Annotated in this window: 15 protein-coding genes; 10 read left to right on the top strand and 5 right to left on the bottom strand. The window is 71.6% G+C overall.

The features are described from left to right. Positions 1–40 precede the first annotated feature (40 nt). Entirely contained in the window at positions 41–1,033 is a 993-nt protein-coding gene (locus AC1PZ7_RS00840; protein ID WP_482357629.1) for a DMT family transporter, read from the bottom strand. A 128-nt stretch (positions 1,034–1,161) separates the two neighbouring features. Continuing rightward, entirely contained in the window at positions 1,162–1,713 is a 552-nt protein-coding gene (locus AC1PZ7_RS00835; RefSeq protein WP_482357628.1) for an Lrp/AsnC family transcriptional regulator, read from the bottom strand. A 301-nt stretch (positions 1,714–2,014) separates the two neighbouring features. Here AC1PZ7_RS00835 and AC1PZ7_RS00830 point away from each other — a divergent pair, with 301 nt between their 5' ends. From AC1PZ7_RS00830 to AC1PZ7_RS00800, 7 genes are all read left to right on the top strand, one after another. After that, a complete protein-coding gene (locus AC1PZ7_RS00830; protein ID WP_482357627.1) occupies positions 2,015–5,467 on the top strand; it encodes a chromosome segregation SMC family protein in 3,453 nt (1,150 codons plus the stop codon). A gap of 292 nt (positions 5,468–5,759) precedes the next feature. Further along, entirely contained in the window at positions 5,760–6,143 is a 384-nt protein-coding gene (locus tag AC1PZ7_RS00825; RefSeq protein WP_482357626.1) for an AtpZ/AtpI family protein, read from the top strand. Positions 6,144–6,281: 138 nt separating this feature from the next. Beyond that, positions 6,282–7,031, top strand: coding sequence for a F0F1 ATP synthase subunit A (locus tag AC1PZ7_RS00820; protein WP_482359535.1), 750 nt, complete (start codon positions 6,282–6,284; stop codon positions 7,029–7,031). A 66-nt stretch (positions 7,032–7,097) separates the two neighbouring features. Further along, on the top strand, positions 7,098–7,325 hold the full coding sequence (locus AC1PZ7_RS00815; RefSeq protein ID WP_131833791.1) for a F0F1 ATP synthase subunit C: 228 nt from the start codon (positions 7,098–7,100) through the stop codon (positions 7,323–7,325). 83 nt (positions 7,326–7,408) lie between these two features. After that, positions 7,409–8,017: a F0F1 ATP synthase subunit B gene (locus AC1PZ7_RS00810; protein ID WP_482357625.1), complete on the top strand. Its 609-nt coding sequence runs from the start codon at positions 7,409–7,411 to the stop codon at positions 8,015–8,017. 10 nt (positions 8,018–8,027) lie between these two features. Next, the gene (locus AC1PZ7_RS00805; protein ID WP_482357624.1) at positions 8,028–8,510 is read left to right on the top strand and encodes a F0F1 ATP synthase subunit B family protein; all 483 of its coding nucleotides are present in this window, start codon (positions 8,028–8,030) and stop codon (positions 8,508–8,510) included. A 150-nt stretch (positions 8,511–8,660) separates the two neighbouring features. After that, positions 8,661–8,891: a hypothetical protein gene (locus tag AC1PZ7_RS00800; protein ID WP_482357623.1), complete on the top strand. Its 231-nt coding sequence runs from the start codon at positions 8,661–8,663 to the stop codon at positions 8,889–8,891. 101 nt (positions 8,892–8,992) lie between these two features. On the opposite strand, the gene AC1PZ7_RS00795 is transcribed toward AC1PZ7_RS00800, so the two are convergent. Then, positions 8,993–10,273 (bottom strand): cell wall hydrolase, encoded by a 1,281-nt coding sequence (locus AC1PZ7_RS00795; protein ID WP_482357622.1) that lies wholly within the window; start codon positions 10,271–10,273, stop codon positions 8,993–8,995. Positions 10,274–10,480: 207 nt separating this feature from the next. Then, positions 10,481–11,473, bottom strand: coding sequence for an L-threonylcarbamoyladenylate synthase (locus AC1PZ7_RS00790; RefSeq protein WP_482357621.1), 993 nt, complete (start codon positions 11,471–11,473; stop codon positions 10,481–10,483). A 322-nt stretch (positions 11,474–11,795) separates the two neighbouring features. Between AC1PZ7_RS00790 and AC1PZ7_RS00785 the strand changes: the two genes are divergently transcribed. From AC1PZ7_RS00785 to AC1PZ7_RS00775, 3 genes are all read left to right on the top strand, one after another. Next, positions 11,796–12,725: a histone deacetylase family protein gene (locus AC1PZ7_RS00785; protein WP_482357620.1), complete on the top strand. Its 930-nt coding sequence runs from the start codon at positions 11,796–11,798 to the stop codon at positions 12,723–12,725. A gap of 61 nt (positions 12,726–12,786) precedes the next feature. Further along, positions 12,787–13,032, top strand: coding sequence for an exodeoxyribonuclease VII small subunit (locus AC1PZ7_RS00780; RefSeq protein ID WP_482357619.1), 246 nt, complete (start codon positions 12,787–12,789; stop codon positions 13,030–13,032). Between the two features lie 27 nt (positions 13,033–13,059). After that, complete coding sequence (locus tag AC1PZ7_RS00775) at positions 13,060–13,482, top strand: DUF1284 domain-containing protein (RefSeq protein ID WP_482357618.1); 423 nt, start codon at positions 13,060–13,062, stop codon at positions 13,480–13,482. Positions 13,483–13,488: 6 nt separating this feature from the next. On the opposite strand, the gene AC1PZ7_RS00770 is transcribed toward AC1PZ7_RS00775, so the two are convergent. After that, on the bottom strand, positions 13,489–13,740 hold the full coding sequence (locus AC1PZ7_RS00770; RefSeq protein WP_482357617.1) for a DUF1272 domain-containing protein: 252 nt from the start codon (positions 13,738–13,740) through the stop codon (positions 13,489–13,491). Positions 13,741–13,753 lie beyond the last annotated feature (13 nt).

The raw sequence follows: 13,753 nt of genomic DNA, 5'->3' as shown, positions 1-13,753 counted from the left end.
ATTGTCGGCTTCCCCTCGCGCGAGGGGCTGCATCGTCCCGTCAGGCCGTTGCGCCCTGCGGCAGGCGCCGGTCGCGCAGGGCGAGGCCGGCGAGCACCAGGGCGAAGCCGAGCGCGTGGTAGGGGTGCAGGCTCTCGCCGATGAGGCCGACCCCGAGCCCCGCGCCGAAGACCGGCATGAGCTGCAGGAACTGGCCCGCGCGCGTCGGCCCCAGCGTGCCCGCGCCGCGCGCCCACAGCACGAAGCCCAGCGTCGGCAGGCTGCCGACGTAAAGCACCAGCAGCGCCAGGCCGCCGATCTCGCCGCCGATCTGGCCGGCGCGCGTGCCCGCCTCCAGCGTGGCGATCTCCCATGCGGCGACCGGGGCCAGCGCCATGAGGCCGAAGGGAATGCTCACCGTCAGCGCCGCGGCGGGAGACAGCGGCGAGGGGAAGCGCTTCAGCAGCACGGCATAGAGCGCGAAGGCGGCGATGCCGAGGAACAGCAGGACGTCGCCGCCGTGCAGGTCGAGCCGGAGCAGCGTGCCGAGGTCGCCGCGCAGCACGATCAGCCCGACCCCGGCGGTGGAGACGGCGAGCGCGAGGCGCGAGCGGGCGCTGGTGCGCTCGGCGAGGAGGAGCCAGCCGAACAGGCCGACCAGGATCGGCGCCGCCGCGCCGATGATCGAGCCGTTGACCAGGCTGGTATGGGCGAGGCCGGCATAGATCAGCACGGTGAACACGGCGATGTTGAGCGCGCCGCAGGCGAGCCAGAGCGGCCAGCGGCGCGCGACCTCGGCGCGCCGGGCGAGAATTTCCCGGCCGGTGAAGGGCAGGAGCAGGGCGAAGGCCAGCATCCAGCGGGCGGCGGAGAAGGTGGCCGGCGGCACGATGTCGGCGGCGAGGCGCCCGGCGAGGAAATTGCCGGACCACAGCAGCGCGGCGCCGGCCAGCGCCAGCGCCGCGAGGCGCGCCGGTGTGGCGAGGGCGACCGGGCGCATGCTGACGGCGGTGCGCGAGACCAGGGGAGTCAACGTGTCTGCGACGAATGCCATGACGCGCCTCCGGATCCTTGCGGCGGCGGAGGGGGGCTCCACCGGACTAGGTCAGTGTAGTTGTCCTAGTTCGGCATGTCCTTGCGTTCTGAGCGTCTGTCGTCCGGCGTCGTGGCAGAATCTGCGGGTCAGAGCCGCTTTTTGGGGCGATCCGTTTCGGTGCCCATTTTTCCAGCAGTCGAATCGGGGGAGGCGGGCACGGCGCGCAGATGGTCGAGGGGCAGCCTTCCGCTCTCCTTCACCCGCTTCAGCGCCAGCGAGGAGCGCACGCCGCGCACGCCGGGCAGGCCCATCAGCCGGTCATGGGCGAAATGGGCGAAGCCGTCGAGGTCCTCGCACACCACATGCAAGAGGTAGTCGCTGTCGCCGGTCACGCTGTAGCAGGCCACCACCTGCGGCAGTGCCAGCACCGCCGCCTCGAATTCGCGCGCCGCCTCCTCCACCTGCCGTTCCAGATGCACATGGATGAAGGCGAGCACGCCGAGGCCGAGCCGGCCGGCCTCCAGCCGCGCCTGGTAGGAGGCGATCAGCCCCTCCTCCTCCAGCCGCCGCGTCCGCCGCAGGCACGGCGAGGGCGACAGGCCGATGCGCTCGGAAAGCTCGGCATTGGTGAGCCGCCCATCATCCTGCAGCTCGCGCAGGATGCGCAGGTCGAACATGTCGAGGGCAGGTGGGTGCATGGTCTGCCTCCATGTGCGGATCTGGCAGCAGGATCGGCCGTCAAGTCGCAGTTTGTCGGCAGAAGGTGGCGATCGGCAATAAGTCTTTGGTCAAGGGGGCTGTCCTTCTCGCCGTCCGTCCTCCCGGACGGCCACAGGCCGCTCCGGGATCGCGTCGGCGCTGGCGGGCGATCCCGGAGCGGCGGCTTCGCCTTCGATCGGGAAGATGGCGCGGTGGCCAGCGGCCGGAATCCTCAACATCTCGTGGATCGGAGGCGCGTGGCCACTTGAACTTGTGGTTGCCGGGCTGCACCCTAGGGGTATGAAATTCACCCGCCTGCGTCTCACCGGCTTCAAGACGTTCGTCGAGCCGACCGAAATGCTGATCGAGCCCGGCCTCACCGGCGTCGTGGGCCCGAATGGCTGCGGCAAGTCGAACCTTGTCGAGGCGATGCGCTGGGTGATGGGTGAAAGCTCCTACAAGGCGATGCGCGCCGAAGGCATGGACGACGTCATCTTCGGCGGCTCCACCACCCGCCCGGCGCGCAACACCGCCGAGGTGGTGCTCGTCGTCGACAATGCCGACCGCTCGGCCCCGGCCATCTTCAACGATGCCGACCTGCTGGAGATCTCCCGGCGCATCGAGCGCGAGGCCGGCTCGTCCTACCGCATCAACGGGCGCGAGGTGCGCGCGCGCGACGTGCAGATCCTGTTCGCCGACGCCTCCTCCGGTTCGCGCTCGCCCTCCATGGTGCGGCAGGGGCAGATCGGCGAGATCGTCGGTGCCAAGCCCGCCGCCCGCCGCCGGCTTCTGGAGGAGGCGGCCGGAGTCGCCGGCCTGCACGCGCGCCGGCACGAGGCGGAGATGCGCCTGCGCGCCGCCGAGACCAACCTCACCCGCCTGGAAGACGTCATCGGCCAGATCACCGGGCAGCTCGACGCGCTGCGCCGCCAGTCGCGCCAGGCCTCGCGCTACCGGGTGCTGTCGGGCGACATCCGCAAGGCCGAGGCGGCGCTGCTCTGGCTGCGCTGGCTGGAGGCGGAGGGCGGGCTGAGCGAGGCGAGCCGGGCACTGGACCTCGCCGTGCGCGAGGTCGCCGCCCGCACCCTGCAGCAGGGCGAGGCGGCACGCGCGGCAGCCGTCGCCGCGCATGGCCTTCCCGCCCTGCGCGAGGCCGATGCCGCGAGCGCCGCCGCGTTGCAGCGTCTCACTTTGGCGCGCGGCGAACTTGACCGCGACGAGGCCCGCGCCGGCGCCCGCCGCGAGGAACTCGTCCGCCGGCTGGCCCAGCTCGGCGGCGACATGGAGCGCGAGCGCGCGCTTGCCGCCGATGCCGGCCAGATGCTGGCCCGCCTCACTGATGAGGCCGAGGAACTGGCGCTCGCGCAGGAGCAGGCGGCGCAGCTCGAGGACGAGGCGCTCGCCATGCGCGAGGAAGCGGCGGCGATGCTGGCCGAATCCGAGCGCGACTTCGCCGAGGCGACCGCCGTCAATGCCGAGCGCACCGCCCGGCGCGGTGCGCAGGAGCGCGCGCTGCGCGAGGAAGCCGAGCGGCTGTCGCGGATCGACCGTGAGATCGACCTGCTCGCCGGCCAGCAGCGCCAGCTCGAGGCCGGCGTCGGCGCCGCGCGGCTGGACGAGCGCCGGGAGGCGGCGGAGGCCGCGCAGGATGCCTTCGCCGGTGCCGAGATCGCCGCGGACGAGGCCGAGGAGGCCCATGTCGCCGCACGTGCCGGGCTCGATCACGCGCGCCGCCCGCTCGGCGAGGCGGAGCGCGCCGCCCAGCGGCTCGACACCGAGGCGCGCACCCTCGCCAAGCTGCTCGACGTCGGCACGTCGCGCCAGTGGCCGGCGGTGCTCGATTCGATCCGCGTCGAGCGCGGCTATGAGACCGCGCTGGGCGCCGCCTTGGGCGACGATCTCGACGCGCCGGCCGATGCCGCCGCGCCGGTGCACTGGGCGCTGTCCGACGGAGCGGGCGACGCGCCGCTGCCCGCCGGCGCCGATCCGCTGGGCGCCCATGTCGAGGCGCCGCCGGTGCTGGCCCGCCGCCTCGCGCAGATCGGCGTGGTGGCCCGCGCCGACGGCCCGCGCCTGTCCGCCGCGCTGCTGCCCGGCCAGCGCCTCGTCTCGCGCGAGGGCGATCTGTGGCGCTGGGACGGCCTCACCGCCGCCGCCGATGCGCCGACCGCCGCCGCCCGCCGCCTGGCCGAGCGCAACCGGCTCGCCGACATCGAGGCCGAGCTGGAAGGCGCGCGCGCCGAGGTCGCCGTCCATCGCGCCGCGCTGGAAATCGCCGAGGCGGCGCTGCGCGCGGCGGCGGCCCGCGAGAACGCCGCGCGCGAGGCCCGCCGTGCCGCGCTGCGCACCATGGAGGCGGCGCGCGACGAGCTCGGCCGCGCCGAGCGCGCCGCCGCCGAGCAGGCCGCCCGCCTCGCCGCGCTCGGCGCCAATCTGGCCCGGCTGCAGGCCGAGCGCGAGCAGGCGGCCCGGGTGCTGGAGGAGGCGCGCGCCGCCGTCGCGTCGCTGCCGGCCGCCGCCGAGGGCGAGGCGCGGCTCGCCGAGATTCGCGCCCGCGTCGCGCAGGACCGCGCGGTCCTCGCGGAAGCGCGGGCCCGGGCGGAGGCGCTGGTGCGCGAGCGCGAGCAGCGTCTGCGCCGGCTTTCCGCCATCGCCGCCGAGCGCGCCTCGTGGGAAGCGCGCGCCGGCGGCACCGGCGAGCGCGTGGCGGCGCTGGAGGCGCGCGTCGCCGAGGCCGCCGCCGAGCGCGAGAGCCTCGACGACGCGCCGGTACGGTTCGCCGCCCGCCGCCGCGCGCTGCTCGACGAGACCGCCAGGGCCGAGGCCGCCCGGCACGAGGCCGCCGACCGGCTCGCCGGCGCCGAAGCCCTGCAGGCCGAGGGCGACAGGCTCGCCCGCGCCACGCTCGACGCGCTCGCCGCCGCGCGCGAGGAGAGCGCCCGCGCCGAGGCCCGGGTGGAGGCCGCCCGCGAGCGTCGCGGCGCTCTGGTGCGCGAGGTCGGCGAGGTGCTGGACGGGCCGCCCGAGAGCGCGCGCGAGATCGCCGGCTTCGCCGCCGATGCGCCGCTCCCCGCGCTGGCCGAGGTGGAGGTGGAACTCGCCCGCCTCAAGGCCGACCGCGAGCGGCTCGGCGCGGTGAACCTGCGCGCCGAGGAAGAACTCATCGAGATCGAGACCCAGCAGCAGGGGCTCGCCGCCGAGCGCGACGACCTGACCGAGGCGATCAAGCGCCTGCGCCAGGGCATCTACAGCCTCAACCGCGAGGCGCGCGAGCGGCTGCAGGTGAGCTTCAACGTCGTCGACGGCCATTTCCGCCAGCTCTTCACCACGCTGTTCGGCGGCGGCGAGGCGCAGCTCGTGCTGACCGATTCGGACGATCCGCTGGAAGCCGGCCTCGACATCATCGCCAAGCCGCCGGGCAAGAAGCCGCAATCGCTCTCGCTGCTGTCGGGCGGCGAGCAGGCGCTGACGGCGATGGCGCTGATCTTCGCGGTGTTCCTCACCAATCCGGCGCCGATCTGCGTGCTCGACGAGGTCGACGCGCCGCTCGACGACGCCAATGTCGAGCGATTCTGCAACCTGCTCGACGAGATGCGCCGGCTCACCGAGACCCGTTTCGTCACCATCACCCACAACCCGATCACCATGAGCCGGATGAACCGCCTGTTCGGCGTCACCATGGCCGAGCGCGGCGTGTCGAAGCTGGTTTCCGTCGATCTCGCCACCGCCGAGAGCTGGCGCGAGGCGAGCTGACGGGCTTTCCCGGGCCCGGATGCGCGATCGCGTGAGGCGCAATGCCGCGCCCATGGGGCGTTTGCCGTATTTCGGCCGGTGCTCTGGCATGCCAAAACCACGCCGAAAGCTTCCCTTGGTGCGAAACCGGCTCGAACTGCCTGCGACAGAGCGTCCACCTGACGATTTTGTCTTGTTATTACAATGACTTAAAAGATGTGTTCACATCCTTGACACCCCTAGGGGCGAACACTATGGTGCGCCCGGCTTCGGGGTGGAGAAATCCTTCTCTGGTGAGGCCTGAGTGCGGTTCATGGACGACCGAGACAAGACGGACGGCCAGAAGGACTCGGGTCAGCCGGAAGTGTCCGATTCGGAGCTTTCGGGCAGGCTTCGCGGGCTGGGCAGTGCGCTGGACAAGGTGCAGGCCGAGCGGCGGGCCGAGGAAAAGGCGTCCTCCGTTCAGGATCGGACGTCGTCTTCGGCCGGCATGACGCTCGCTTTCCGGCTGGGAAGCGAGTTTGTCGCGGGTGTGCTGGTCGGCGCCGGCCTCGGCTGGGCCATTGATCGTTTCTTCGGCATCGCGCCGTGGGGAATGATCGTGTTCATGCTGCTCGGCTTCGGTGCCGGCATCGCGAACATGATGCGCGCGGCAGGGGAAACCGGCCGCAAGAGTCCGCCCAAGGGCGGGGCATGACGGATTTCGGCGCCGGCCTTCCGGCGGGCGCCTGACGGGTTTGGCGGCGCCGTGCTTCGGCATGGCGCCTTGAGATGGGGACGGGCGCTCTCGGGCGCCGCGTGTTGAGGGCAGCGACCGGCGATGGCCAGCGGCAGCGTGATCGATCCGATCCATCAGTTCCAGATCATCAAGATCGTGGAGCTGGGGAAGCCCGGCGGCATCGAGTTCGCCTTCACCAATTCCGCCGCCTTCATGTTCGGCGTCGTGGCGCTGGTGTTCTTCTTCCTCACCTTCGCCACGCGCGGCCGCACCCTGGTGCCCGGCCGCCTGCAGTCGATGGCGGAACTTTCCTACGAATTCGTCGCCTCGACGGTGCGCGGTTCGGCGGGCAATGAGGGGATGAAGTTCTTCCCCCTCGTCTTCTCGCTGTTCATCTTCGTGCTGACCGCCAACTTCGTGGGCATGATCCCCTACGCCTTCACGGTCACCAGCCACCTGATCGTCACCGCGGCGCTGGCGCTGCTGGTCATCCTGACGGTCATCATCTACGGCTTCGTGCGCCACGGCACCCACTTCCTGCACCTGTTCGTGCCGTCGGGCGTGCCGGTCTTCCTGCTTCCCTTCATGGTCGTGATCGAGGTCATCTCCTTCCTCTCGCGCCCCATCAGCCTTTCGCTGCGTCTGTTCGCCAACATGCTGGCGGGCCACATCGCCATGAAGGTGTTCGCCGGCTTCATCGTGATGATGACCGCCTCGGGCGTCGTCGGCTGGTTTGGTGCCGTGCTGCCGCTGACGATGGTGGTGGCGCTCACCGCGCTCGAATTCCTGGTCGCCGCTCTGCAGGCTTACGTCTTCGCGGTGCTGACCTGCATCTATCTCAACGACGCGCTGCATCCGGGCCACTGATCGGCGCGTCGCGGGACTCTCATCCAGCCAATCCAACCAATCTGACGAATCCAATAGGAGAAGATCATGGAAGCGGAAGCCGCCAAGTTCCTCGGCGCCGGTCTCGCCACGCTCGGCATGGGCCTCGCCGCCATCGGCGTGGGCACCATTTTCGGCAACTTCCTCTCGGGCGCCCTGCGCAACCCGTCGGCGGCCGACGGCCAGTTCGCCCGCGCCTTCATCGGTGCGGCGCTCGCGGAAGGTCTCGGCATCTTCTCGCTCGTCGTCGCCCTCGTTCTGCTCTTCGTGGTCTGACGCTTTTCGGGCCGGGCGCGCCTCAGTGGGGCGCCCGGTGCCGTATTGTGCTGACGTCCACATCGATCGAGGAAGCCTGAACCATGCCCGAGACCCAAGGTCCGGCCGGTATCATCGTCATCGCCCAGGCGGAGGCGCCTGCTACCCTGCCGGCCGAAAGCGGTGTGGAGATCGCCGTGCCCCCAGGTGAAGCACATGGTGGCGGCTTCCCGCCCTTCGACGTCCACACCTATCCCTCGCAGCTCGTCTGGCTGGTGATCGCCTTCGCGGCGCTCTACCTGCTGATGAGCCGCATCGCCCTGCCGCGCATCGCCAATATCCTCGAGGAGCGGCACGACCGCATCGCCGACGATATCGAGGAAGCCGGCAAGCTGAAGGCGGAGAGCGAGGCGGCCGCCGTCGCCTATGAGAAGGCGCTGGCCAGCGCCCGCAACAAGGCGCACGGCATCGCCACCGAAACGCGCGACAAGCTCTCGGCCAGCGCCGAGGCGAGCCGCAAGTCGCTCGAGGCCGATCTTTCGGTCAAGCTGGCGGCGGCGGAAGTGCAGATCGCAGCGACCAAGACGGCGGCGATGTCCAACGTCCGCGGCATCGCGGTCGAGGCGGCCGACGCCATCGTCAAGACGCTGATTGGCGCTTCGCCCGCCCCGAAGGCGGTCGAGGAGGCGGTCGACACCGCCATCAAGAGCTGAGGAGCGCACCATGGGTAGCGATACTTTCTGGGTCGCCGTCGCCTTCGTCATCTTCATGGGCCTGCTGGCCAGGGCGGGTGCCTTCTCCGGCATCGTCTCCAAGCTGGACGCGCGCGGCGACCGGATCCGTCAGGAGCTGGAAGAGGCCCGCCGGCTGAAGGAAGAGGCGCAGAAGCTCGTCGCCGAGTACAAGCGCCGCCAGCGCGAGGCCGAGGAAGAGGCCGAGGCGATCGTCACCACCGCCAAGGCCGAGGCCGAGCGCCTCGCCGCCGAAGCGAAGCAGAAGCTGGAGGACCTCATCGTCCGCCGCACCAAGATGGCCGAGCAGAAGATCGCCCAGGCCGAGGCGCAGGCGCTCGCCGAGGTGAAGGCCGCCGCCGCCGACGCGGCGGTGAAGGCCTCCGAGGTGCTGCTCGCCGCCCATGTCGTCGGCGACACCGCCGACCGCGTGCTGAACGAGGCGGTCGCCGAGGTGAAGTCCAAGCTCAACTGAGCCCTTCGGCATTCAGGATTGCGAAAGCCCGGCCTCGTGCCGGGCTTTTTCGTTTGCGACGATGACGCCCGTCATCGGGGCTCGTGCACCGGGTCTCGTGCATCGGGTTTCTTGCACCGGGTCTCGTGCACCGGGTTTCCTGGAGCCGTCATGGCCGACTTCTGGGTGTATGAGAACTGGACCCACAAGCGGGCGCGCGTGCATCGCGCGGACTGCGGCATGTGCAATGACGGCCGTGGGACGCAGGCCGGCGCATCGCAGCGCAACGGCCGGTGGCACGCGGCAGCCAGCCGTGCGGAGGCGCTGACCCTGGCGCGGCGGCTCGGCCAGGCGGACACGAGGGAATGCCCCTTTTGCGCGGGCCCGCGCGCGTCGCGATAGTCGGTCTCAAGGATGCGAAAGGGGGGCAGCGAAGGGGGCTGGTCCCTGCCGCGAAGGCCGGTCGGCCCCCACGGAACCGGTGCTGACCCCCGGCCGCCCGCTCAGCTCGTCCAGCGGCGGGGGCGGTAGAAGGTGTGCTCGCCGATGCGGTCGAGCTTGCGCATCTCGCGGATCCAGTTCGGGCGGACGGAGCGCGCGTGGTAATGCGTCGCCCGGCCGACCTTGTCGTCCCAGATCAGCCCGTCGAGCATGTCGGCGGCGATCTCCTTCGCCTGCTTCCACAGCCGCGGCTCGGTGACGACGTCCTTGATGTTGTCGCAGGCGAAGGTGAACTGGCAGGCGAGCCGGCGGTGCGCGTTCTGATAGACCGCGCGGCAGATGTCGGAGGGGTAGTAGCCGGAGAAGACGCGGTTCATCACCACCTGCGCGACGGCGATCTGGCCGCGCTCGGGCTCGCCCCGGCTCTCGAAATAGACCGCCTCGGCGAGGCACTTCTCGGCCCGCTCGCGCCGCTTGCCGGCAAGGCCCAGCCGCTCGGCCGGGCTCGGCCCGCGCGCCACGCGGCGCGTGGCGCCATCCGCCGATTTGGCGGCGTCGGTGGTGCCGCTGTCGCCGGCCGCGCCTGCCGATGACCTGTCCTGATGCAGGAAGGGCTGCGGCGGCAGCGCGCTCTCGTCCATCCCGAAGATGAAGAGGCTTTGCCGGTAGAGCGGCAGGCTGGCGTCGATCTGGTAGGCCGGGCGTGCCGCCTCGTCGTCGCTCATCGCCGCCAGCGCGCCGTCGCCGGGCACGACGATGTCGTTCTCGTCGGCGCCGAGCCCGATCGCCGGGCCGGCGTCCTCGAGCTGGGAGGGGTCGCCGGTCGGGTCGCCCGCCGGCACGGAATAGAGACCGGTCGCCTCGCGGGCCTCCATGTCGGTGTCGTCGCCCCCGTCCGCGTCCTCGTCTGCGTCCTCATTGGGGTCGGTGCCGATGCCGGCGACGTCGTCCGGCGCCCCGGTGCCGGTCCCCGTTCCCATGCCGCCGGCCGGCGTTCCGGTGCCGCTGCCGGCAAGGCTCGCCGGCGTGGCGACGCCGGAGGCGGCCAGCGGGTCGACGTCGAGCGGCTCCGTGCCGGCGAGACGGTCGGCTTTGCCGGCGCGATTGATGTCGATGGCGAGCCCGGCGGGCGGCGGGGCGGCGATGGCGGAGCCGGAGAGCAGCGAGGCGGCCGAGGGCCAGGCGAAGGTCGAGGCCTTCAGCAGATGCGGCGGGCCGCCGAGAATGGAGAGCCGGGCGCGCTCGGCGACGCCGGGCTGATGTGCCAGGCGGGCGAGAATGTCCTGGAAGCCGATGGTGCTGCTGCCGCCGGCCAGCATGGCCAGCAGAAGGCCGCCCCTCATCCCCCAGCTTCGAACGCGCGTTGAGACCCGCATGTCGATCCGACGCCTACGCAACACGACGCAACACCACTCGCCACGGCGTGGCCTGTCGGTGACAGGCAAGACGCTGCACGCCCCAGCTCCACTATTGTCGCCCATTAACCTTGCGCGAGCGTTAATGCCGTACCGTCAAAGGCCTGGCGGCGCGTGATTGCGGCGCCGGAAGGCTCAGCGCGGCGCGGCGGCGCGGCGCAGGCGGTCGGCGATGGCCTCGCCCAGCCCGTGGCGGGGCAAGGGCACCACGGCGATGGCGCGCGCCCCGGCGCGGTCGAGTTCGCGCAGACAGGCGAACAGAGTGGCCGCCGCCTCCACCAGTTCGCCGGCCGGGCTGAGATCGCGCGTGGCGACCGCCTGTTCGGCGCCGGGCGGCCGCGCGCCGGCGAAGGTCAGCAGCGCCTCGCCCGGCTTCACGTCGCGCGCGTCGAGCCGCACCGGCACTGAAGGGGCGTAGTGCGAGGCCAGCATGCCGGGCGCCAGCGGGGAGGTCTCGGCAGCCGGCTCCCCGAGCGGATGCGCGACAGGGCCCGCCAGCGGAGCTCCCAGCGCCGCCTCGATCGCCTCGCGCGGCAGGCCGCCCGGCCGCAGCAGCACCGGCACGGAGCCGGTGCAGTCGAGAATGGTCGATTCCACCCCGACCGCGCAGGGGCCGGCATCGAGGATCAGGTCGATGCGCCCGTCGAGATCGGCCAGTACATGCTGGGCGCTGGTCGGGGAGACATGGCCGGAGCGGTTGGCGCTCGGCGCGGCGATCGGCCGTCCGGCCGCGCGCAGCACCGCCTGCGCCACGGGATGGGCTGGCACGCGGATCGCCACGCTGGCGAGCCCGGCGCGGGCGAGGGCACAGGTGGCGTCCGCGAAGGCCGGCACGACCAGCGTCAGCGGTCCCGGCCAGAAACGGCTGGCCAGCGCCTCGGCTGCCGGCGTCAGCACGCCCACGCGCCGCGCCGCGGCGATGTCGGGCACATGGGCGATGAGCGGGTTGAAGCGCGGCCGGCCCTTGGCCGCGTAGAGGCTGGCGACCGCGCGCGGATCGGTGGCGTCGCAGCCGAGGCCGTAGACCGTCTCGGTCGGCAGCGCGACCAGCCCGCCGCCGATGAGCACGCGCGCGGCCTCGGCGATGCCGGCGGCATCGGCCGCCCGCAGCCGGGTCGTTCGCGTCATAGCTTCCGGCGGAGGTGTCACCGCGTCGCTCATCTCTGGTTGGTGCCCTTGCATCTCGCGCTCAGGCGCGCTCGGATAGGACGTCCCGCCGGGTGGGTCAACGGCAGCGCCCTAGTGCGGCCCGCGATCGCTCCGTTCCGCCGGCGGGTGCGGCGCCGGAAAATTCCGCCGTCGCCCGGCTGGCCCCTGGCGGCGACGTGGCATATCGTCCACCACTGGCCGGCGGAACCCGACGCGGCAGACCTGGATGACAGGTCGGCCGGCTGCAAGAACGAATGATCGGAACGACCAAGGGTCGCCAAAGGAACGCCAAAGGAACGCCATGACCACCCTGCTGATCGCCCATGACGCCTGCCTCGACCACCTCACGCCCGCCGGCCATCCCGAGCGGCCGGACCGGGTGCGGGTGCTCAACCGGGTCTTCGAGGGCGAGCAGTTCGCCACGCTGGCGCGCGAGCAGGCGCCGGTGGCGGCGCGCGAGGACATCGTGCGGGTGCATCCGGAGGATTTCGTCGCGGCGCTGGAAGAGGCCATGCCGGAGGAGGGCATGGTGCGCATCGACGGCGACACGGTGATGTCGCCGGGCACGGGCGAAGCGATCTGGCGCGGCGTCGGCGGCGCCGTGCTCGGCGTCGACGAGGTGCTGGCGGGCAGGGTGGACAACGCCTTCGTCTCCATGCGCCCGCCCGGTCACCATGCCGAGACCCGCACGCCGATGGGCTTCTGCCTGTTCAACAACGTCGCCATCGCCGCCCGCCACGCCCAGAAGGTGCACGGCATCGGCCGCGTCGCCATCGTCGATTTCGACGTGCATCACGGCAACGGCACGCAGGAGATCTTCTTCTCGGACCCGAGCGTCATGTACGCCTCCACCCACCAGATGCCGCTGTTTCCCGGCACCGGCGCGGTCGGCGAGCGCGGCACCACCGACAACATCGTCAACGCGCCGCTGCGCTCGGGCGACGATGGCGAGCATTTCCGCGCCGCCTTCGAGAGCCGCATCCTGCCGCGCCTGGAGGCCTTCGGGCCGGAACTGCTGATCATCTCCGCCGGCTTCGACGCCCATACGCGCGACCCGCTCGGCAACATCAACCTGCTGGAAGACGACTATACCTGGGTGACCAAGAAGCTCATGGACCTCGCCGACAAGCATTGCGGCGGCAAGATCGTCTCGGTGCTGGAGGGGGGCTACGACCTCGAAGGACTGGCCCGTTCGGCCTCCGCCCATGTCATGGCGCTGATGCGCGGCTGATCTTGGGAGCGCGCGCCCGCTCCACGCTGTATAAGGAGCGCGATTCATGGTGGAGGACGCGATGACCGATATGGCGGACGTGAATGCGCTGAGCTTCGAGAAGGCGCTTGCGGAGCTTGAGGCGATCGTCTCCAAGCTCGAGGGCGGCAGTGTTCCGCTGGAAGAGTCCATCACGCTCTATGCGCGCGGCGAGGCGCTGAAGGCCCGCTGCGACGCGCTGCTGAACGATGCCGAGGCGCGGGTCGAGAAGATCACCCTCGGCGCCGATGGCCGTCCCGCCGGCGCGCAGCCGCTCGACGCGGAATAGCCCTCTCTCGGGCCCGGCGAGCGCCGCATGACGATAAGGCTGCGCGGCCACCATCTGCTGTGCCTGCTGACCTTTGTCGGCAAGGGCTACACGTCCGCCTTCACCGCCAATTACCGCCGCATCGTGGCCCGTCTCAATGCCGGCGAGGACGTCGAGCTGGTGGATGGGCCCGACGACATTTGCGGCCCCATGCTGGCCGAGGCCGAGCATCACTGCTTCAACGCCAGCGTCGCGCAGCGCGACGCGCAGGCGCTCGCCGACATCGCCCGGCTGCTCGGACGGCCGGTCGGACCCGGTCGCCGCCTCGCCCTGTCTTCGGCCCGGGTGGCACAGATGCGCGGGGCCTTCGCCGCGGGGACCCTGCGCACCGCCTGCGCAGGCTGCCAGTGGTCGGGGCTGTGTTCGGACGTGGCGGCGGGTGCCTTCGCCGGGACGCGGCTCGACGGCTAGCCGCGCTCAGCCCGCCCGGCGGCCACGGCAGTCCGGATTGAACACCCGCACCGTCGAGGCCGGGTTGCGGGCGAGCGCCGCCGGCGGACGGATCGGACGTCGCAGCAGCTCGCCCTTGCAGTTGGGGCAGATGCCGTTCAGCAGACCGTCGCTGCAATCCGTGCAGAAGGTGCACTCGAAGGTGCAGATCACCGCCTCGCGCGCGTCCGGCGGCAGGTCGCGGTCGCAGCACTCGCAGTTCGGCCTGAGTTCCAGCATCGTCGCCTCCGGT

The sequence above is a fragment of the Ancylobacter sp. TW_SC_1 genome, from assembly GCF_056836805.1.
The sequence above is the reverse complement of the archived record's forward strand: the minus strand, read 5'-3'. Positions and strand labels throughout refer to the sequence as shown.

What these genes read in the sequence shown, in the direction of transcription:
- AC1PZ7_RS00775 (WP_482357618.1), top strand. Translation starts at nt 13,060, where the DNA reads ATGACGATAAGGCTGCGCGGCCACCATCTGCTGTGCCTGCTGACCTTT.
- AC1PZ7_RS00805 (WP_482357624.1), top strand. Translation starts at nt 8,028, where the DNA reads ATGGGTAGCGATACTTTCTGGGTCGCCGTCGCCTTCGTCATCTTCATG.
- AC1PZ7_RS00830 (WP_482357627.1), top strand. Translation starts at nt 2,015, where the DNA reads ATGAAATTCACCCGCCTGCGTCTCACCGGCTTCAAGACGTTCGTCGAG.
- AC1PZ7_RS00815 (WP_131833791.1), top strand. Translation starts at nt 7,098, where the DNA reads ATGGAAGCGGAAGCCGCCAAGTTCCTCGGCGCCGGTCTCGCCACGCTC.
- AC1PZ7_RS00785 (WP_482357620.1), top strand. Translation starts at nt 11,796, where the DNA reads ATGACCACCCTGCTGATCGCCCATGACGCCTGCCTCGACCACCTCACG.
- AC1PZ7_RS00840 (WP_482357629.1), bottom strand. Translation starts at nt 1,033, where the DNA reads ATGGCATTCGTCGCAGACACGTTGACTCCCCTGGTCTCGCGCACCGCC.
- AC1PZ7_RS00810 (WP_482357625.1), top strand. Translation starts at nt 7,409, where the DNA reads ATGCCCGAGACCCAAGGTCCGGCCGGTATCATCGTCATCGCCCAGGCG.
- AC1PZ7_RS00835 (WP_482357628.1), bottom strand. Translation starts at nt 1,713, where the DNA reads ATGCACCCACCTGCCCTCGACATGTTCGACCTGCGCATCCTGCGCGAG.
- AC1PZ7_RS00770 (WP_482357617.1), bottom strand. Translation starts at nt 13,740, where the DNA reads ATGCTGGAACTCAGGCCGAACTGCGAGTGCTGCGACCGCGACCTGCCG.
- AC1PZ7_RS00825 (WP_482357626.1), top strand. Translation starts at nt 5,760, where the DNA reads ATGGACGACCGAGACAAGACGGACGGCCAGAAGGACTCGGGTCAGCCG.
- AC1PZ7_RS00780 (WP_482357619.1), top strand. Translation starts at nt 12,787, where the DNA reads ATGACCGATATGGCGGACGTGAATGCGCTGAGCTTCGAGAAGGCGCTT.
- AC1PZ7_RS00800 (WP_482357623.1), top strand. Translation starts at nt 8,661, where the DNA reads ATGGCCGACTTCTGGGTGTATGAGAACTGGACCCACAAGCGGGCGCGC.
- AC1PZ7_RS00790 (WP_482357621.1), bottom strand. Translation starts at nt 11,473, where the DNA reads ATGACGCGAACGACCCGGCTGCGGGCGGCCGATGCCGCCGGCATCGCC.
- AC1PZ7_RS00795 (WP_482357622.1), bottom strand. Translation starts at nt 10,273, where the DNA reads ATGAGGGGCGGCCTTCTGCTGGCCATGCTGGCCGGCGGCAGCAGCACC.